We start from the raw sequence: 6120 nt of genomic DNA, 5'->3' as shown, positions 1-6120 counted from the left end.
CCGTCACATCCACCGCTGCCGCTTTGGTCAACGTCACGTCAAAGCTCGCCGTTGAGCCTTCGTTGATGCTCTTGCTGTCTTCGATGCTCACCGATGGGCGATCGTCTGGGTTTGGAGTGCCTGGGTCGACCGGACCGGTGCCGTCATCGGTGATGGTTAAGTCACTGGTGTCCGTGCCGTTAACGCCCGTCACGCCCGTCACTTTCAAGCTCAGTTTCTCGTCACCTTCGTACGTCGCGTCGTCTTTGGTCGCCACTTCGACCGTCAGTTGGGTTTCACCCGCTTTCACCGTGTAAGAGCCATCTGCGTTCGCCGTCACAACCTGACCTGCAGAGTCTTTCACCACGATGCTCGTGATGTCCTCTGCCGTCGCTGTGCCGTAAAGCGTGTCAATATCAACCGTCACATCCACCGCTGCCGCTTTGGTCAACGTCACGTCAAAGCTCGCCGTTGAGCCTTCGTTGATGCTCTTGCTGTCTTCGATGCTCACCGATGGGCGATCGTCTGGGTTTGGAGTGCCTGGGTCGACCGGACCGGTGCCGTCATCGGTGATGGTTAAGTCACTGGTGTCCGTGCCGTTAACGCCCGTCACGCCCGTCACTTTCAAGCTCAGTTTCTCGTCACCTTCGTACGTCGCGTCGTCTTTGGTCGCCACTTCGACCGTCAGTTGGGTTTCACCCGCTTTCACCGTGTAAGAGCCATCTGCGTTCGCCGTCACAACCTGACCTGCCGAGTCTTTCACCACGATGCTCGTAATGTCCTCTGCCGTCGCTGTGCCGTAAAGCGTGTCAATATCAACCGTCACATCCACCGCTGCCGCTTTGGTCAACGTCACGTCAAAGCTCGCCGTTGAGCCTTCGTTGATGCTCTTGCTGTCTTCGATGCTCACCGATGGGCGATCGTCTGGGTTTGGAGTGCCTGGGTCGACCGGACCGGTGCCGTCATCGGTGATGGTTAAGTCACTGGTGTCCGTGCCGTTAACGCCCGTCACGCCCGTCACTTTCAAGCTCAGTTTCTCGTCACCTTCGTACGTCGCGTCGTCTTTGGTCGCCACTTCGACCGTCAGTTGGGTTTCACCCGCTTTCACCGTGTAAGAGCCATCTGCGTTCGCCGTCACAACCTGACCTGCCGAGTCTTTCACCACGATGCTCGTGATGTCCTCTGCCGTCGCTGTGCCGTAAAGCGTGTCAATATCAACCGTCACATCCACCGCTGCCGCTTTGGTCAACGTCACGTCAAAGCTCGCCGTTGAGCCTTCGTTGATGCTCTTGCTGTCTTCGATGCTCACCGATGGGCGATCGTCTGGGTTTGGAGTGCCTGGGTCGACCGGACCGGTGCCGTCATCGGTGATGGTTAAGTCACTGGTGTCCGTGCCGTTAACGCCCGTCACGCCCGTCACTTTCAAGCTCAGTTTCTCGTCACCTTCGTACGTCGCGTCGTCTTTGGTCGCCACTTCGACCGTCAGTTGGGTTTCACCCGCTTTCACCGTGTAAGAGCCATCTGCGTTCGCCGTCACAACCTGACCTGCCGAGTCTTTCACCACGATGCTCGTGATGTCCTCTGCCGTCGCTGTGCCGTAAAGCGTGTCAATATCAACCGTCACATCCACCGCTGCCGCTTTGGTCAACGTCACGTCAAAGCTCGCCGTTGAGCCTTCGTTGATGCTCTTGCTGTCTTCGATGCTCACCGATGGGCGATCGTCTGGGTTTGGAGTGCCTGGGTCGACCGGACCGGTGCCGTCATCGGTGATGGTTAAGTCACTGGTGTCCGTGCCGTTAACGCCCGTCACGCCCGTCACTTTCAGGCTCAGTTTCTCGTCACCTTCGTACGTACCGTCGTCTTTGGTCGCCACTTCTACCGTCAGTTGGGTTTCACCCGCTTTCACCGTGTAAGAGCCATCTGCGTTCGCCGTCACAACCTGACCTGCCGAGTCTTTCACCACGATGCTCGTGATGTCCTCTGCCGTCGCTGTGCCGTAAAGCGTATCAATATCAACCGTCACATCCACCGCTGCCGCTTTGGTCAACGTCACGTCAAAGCTCGCCGTTGAGCCTTCGTTGATGCTCTTGCTGTCTTCGATGCTCACCGATGGGCGATCGTCTGGGTTTGGAGTGCCTGGGTCGACCGGGCCGGTGCCGTCATCGGTGATGGTTAAGTCACTGGTGTCCGTGCCGTTAACGCCCGTCACGCCCGTCACTTTCAGGCTCAGTTTCTCGTCACCTTCGTACGTCGCGTCGTCTTTGGTCGCCACTTCGACCGTCAGTTGGGTTTCACCCGCTTTCACCGTGTAAGAGCCATCTGCGTTCGCCGTCACAACCTGACCTGCCGAGTCTTTCACCACGATGCTCGTGATGTCCTCTGCCGTCGCTGTGCCGTAAAGCGTATCAATATCAACCGTCACATCCACCGCTGCCGCTTTGGTCAACGTCACGTCAAAGCTCACCGTGGAGCCTTCGTTGATGCTCTTGCTGTCTTCGATGCTCACCGATGGGCGATCGTCTGGGTTTGGAGTGCCTGGGTCGACCGGACCGGTGCCGTCATCGGTGATGGTTAAGTCACTGGTGTCCGTGCCGTTAACGCCCGTCACGCCCGTCACTTTCAAGCTCAGTTTCTCGTCACCTTCGTACGTCGCGTCGTCTTTGGTCGCCACTTCGACCGTCAGTTGGGTTTCACCCGCTTTAACGGTGTAAGAGCCGTCTACGTTAGGTGTCACTACGTTACCTGCGGCATCTTTCACAACAACGCTGTTGATGTCGTCCGCTGTTGCTGTGCCGTAAAGGGTTTCTAGCGTTACGCTGACGTCGATGGATGCAGCTTTGCTTAAGCTGACATCGAAGCTCGCGGTTGAACCTTCGTTAATAACTTTGCTGTCTTCGATGCTCACACTTGGGCGATCATCTGGATTCACTGGCGGAGTAGGATCGGTTGGGTCTACAGGACCGGTGCCATCATCTTTAATGGTTAGCTCACCCGTACCCGTACCCGTGACGCCGGTTGCACCCGTCACTTTCAGGCTCAGTTTCTCATCGCCTTCGTACGTACCGTCGTCTTTGGTCGCGACTTCAACAACTAACTTAGTTTCACCCGCTGGCACGGTGTAAGAACCGTCAGCGTTTGGAGTCACTACGTTACCTGCGGCATCTTTCACAACGATACTTGTGATGTCGTCCGCAGTTGCTGTACCGTAAAGGGTCTCTAGCGTAACGCTCACATCACCTGACGCAGCTTTACTTAGACTTACTTCGAAAATTGCTGTTGAGCCTTCATTGATAATTTGGCTGTCTTCAATACTTACTGTTGGTTCAACTTCAACTGCACGGAACAAATCAAGCAAACTTAAACTTTGAGTACGAGACAAACCCAAGCCTTCGAAACCAGTTGTTACAAATTCGGTAACTGGGATGGTTTCGTCACCATCACGCTCGATGGTTCCACTGCTTACTAAGCTCGATCCACTTACACCAGCAGCAGTTGCGAACTCTTCGCCTAACTCTGTAGGGTCTTGCCCTTCTTCTAAAGCGGCAAAAATATTTTCAATGTCTTGGTCAAGTTCCACTTCATCGCCATCTTTTCCTTGTGGCGTAAAGCGCTTAACTGAAATCTGAGATTCAGAATTTACATTTTGGGATTCTAAAACGACATCCCCAGCTTGTAATGGCTGGCCGTCTTCTAGGACCTTGATTGTGCCATCTATCGAAATAACAATGCGTTGACCTAATGCTAATGCACCGCTCGCATTCAATACTGTCATGTCCATATAAATCCCTAAACTCATTTTCTGTTTGCGACGTCAAAATAGTGACATCAATTTTATAATCTAGTGACAATATAACATCTAATGTCATATAATTCCTAGCTATGAATTGCATGTTTAATAACTTACAATGTAAACGAATGATAACGGTCACTGAGTGATAATTAAGATGACGAAAACTTGCATATAAGTTATTGTCTTAGGGAAAGATAACCCAAACACTCAAATCAAATTTAAGTACTCAAAATCGACTTAAATTGTACGGCGATCGGTTAACAACTTTACAACCATTTACGAATGCTCATCGGGCATTCGTTATTTTTTTGGCGGTTCATCTAAATTTGATATATTCAAGCTTAAAAGCGACAAACTTAGGTGATACTCCATTTTTGGGAGATTGAAATTGAACTGGATTAAAACGACTACATTAGGGTTGGCTATTGCACTCAGTTTACCGGCTAGCGCACAAACCTTAGAGCAAGCCGTCGCGTTTACTTTAGAAAGTAACCCTGAAATCAAAGCGGCATATAACCAGTACGTTAGTCAACGTTACCTTAACGATGCTTCTGGTGGAGCTTACCGCCCGAGTATAGATTTAGACGGTGGCATTGGTTACGAATATACGGATTTGGCTACGAATTCGAGCTCAACAGATCTAACGCGTAAAGAAGCAGCAATTACGTTGACACAACTCATTTGGGATGGCGCGAATACTTCTAACGACATTGATCGTACCGCTGCTGATGCAGAGTCTGTCCGTTATCAATTACTATCTAGCGCTCAAGATATTGCACTGCAAGTCACCAAAGTTTATCTTGATTCCGTTAAAGCTTATGAAGTGCTTACACTTTCTGAAAACAATCTCGCGACGCACAAAAATATCTATATAGATATCAAGAAACGAGTTGATTCAGGCATTGGGTCTACAGCAGACATGTCTCAGGTGGAAGCTCGTATTGCAAAAGCTCATGGTAATTTGCTGGCAGCTCAAAATAATTTATTTGATGCCCATACTCAATTCAAACGCCTTGTTGGCCAAGCCCCACTAGGCTTGGTATATCCACGTGCTGACGCAGGCTCTATTCCTTATACGATCGACGGTGCTTTGGCAAAAGCCTTTAACCAACACCCGGTTATCAAAATTGCACAAGCTGACGTAGATTCAGCGAAGTTCCAATACAAGCAGTCGAAGAGTACCAACTACCCAACTGTTTCTTTTGAAGCAGCTCAAAGGTGGCGCGATGATGCAGGTGGTACGAAAGGCAACAGCGATGAATTTTCTGCGATGCTCCGCTTAAAGTACAATCTCTATAACGGTGGAGCCGATCAAGACCGTGCCGAAAGTGCCGCTTATCAACTCAACAAAGCAAAAGACCTACGTGAGAGTACTTACCGCAATGTAGAAGAAAGCTTACGCCTTTCATGGAGCGCTCTTGACTTAACCGTTCAGCAGAAAGATTTCTTGTCGGATCACGTAGACTCGGCTTCTGACACCGTTATCTCTTATGAAAAACAATACCGAATTGGTAAGCGTACCCTTCTCGATCTACTTAACACTGAAAATGAACTCTTCGAAGCACGTAAGGGATTTTTAGACGCTAAGTACGATGTACAGTACGCAAAGTATAGAGTCATGAATGCTACAGGTAACCTATTAACAGGATTACGTGTAGAGACTCCACAAGAATGGAATGAAAAGGTAGAATATTAATGAAGCTTCTCAAAACTATACTCCCACTATGCTTCGTGGTTGCTTCTGCCAACATCATGGCTGAAACAAATGATGAATTCACTTATCGTGCTCTTCCTAGCACCACACAAAGTTATGATCTCGAAGATGATGATAATGATGGTGTTATCAACGCTCGCGATTTATGTATAGACACACAAATAGGCGCTGAAATAGATAATGATGGCTGTGGCTCGTATTTCGAGTCTAGCGAAGAAAAAGATCTTCATATTTTATTTGCCAATGACTCTGCGGAAATTAAACCTGTGTTTCTGAGCCAAATTCGTCAAATGGCTGCGTTTCTAAAGCGTTACGAAAACACAAGTATTCAATTGCAAGGTTATGCTAGTAAAGTAGGTAATGCTGAACACAACCTGAAACTATCAGAAAAGCGAGCGGACAATGTAAGGCGTGCACTTATCAGTAATGGAATTCCACCGTCTAGAGCCTATACAGTAGGTTACGGTGATGTCGGCTTCCGTGACAATGACACCGAAACCAATCATGCACTGAACAGAAAAGTTGTAGCTTCTGTTGTCGGATTCAAAGGCAACATCAAAGAAGAGTGGCATATATTTACTAAGATCGGTAAATAGACTCTACCGCACTCAAACCATACTGAAACGTTTGGTAAGCG

3 protein-coding genes are annotated in these 6120 nt (G+C 49.4%); 2 read left to right on the top strand and 1 reads right to left on the bottom strand.

The annotated features are described in order from the left end of the window. On the bottom strand, nt 1-3757 hold a 3757-nt coding region (locus MED222_RS22470; protein WP_009846632.1), incomplete at its 3' end, for a Calx-beta domain-containing protein. 400 nt (nt 3758-4157) lie between these two features. Here MED222_RS22470 and MED222_RS13110 point away from each other — a divergent pair. Together MED222_RS13110 and MED222_RS13115 are read left to right on the top strand one after the other, a co-directional pair. Beyond that, nucleotides 4158-5465, top strand: coding sequence for a TolC family outer membrane protein (locus tag MED222_RS13110; RefSeq protein ID WP_009846631.1), 1308 nt, complete (start codon nt 4158-4160; stop codon nt 5463-5465). Then, complete coding sequence (locus tag MED222_RS13115) at nt 5465-6079, top strand: OmpA family protein (RefSeq protein WP_009846630.1); 615 nt, start codon at nt 5465-5467, stop codon at nt 6077-6079. The genes MED222_RS13110 and MED222_RS13115 overlap by 1 nt, the downstream gene beginning before the upstream one ends. Nucleotides 6080-6120 lie beyond the last annotated feature (41 nt).

Origin of the sequence: Vibrio sp. MED222 (genome assembly GCF_000153005.1) — a bacterium.
GTDB lineage: Bacteria > Pseudomonadota > Gammaproteobacteria > Enterobacterales > Vibrionaceae > Vibrio > Vibrio tasmaniensis_A.
This window is presented reverse-complemented; position numbering and strand designations above follow the sequence as displayed.

Coding starts and splice junctions, on each gene's coding strand:
- MED222_RS13115 (WP_009846630.1), top strand. CDS start 5,465: ATGAAGCTTCTCAAAACTATACTCCCACTATGCTTCGTGGTTGCTTCT.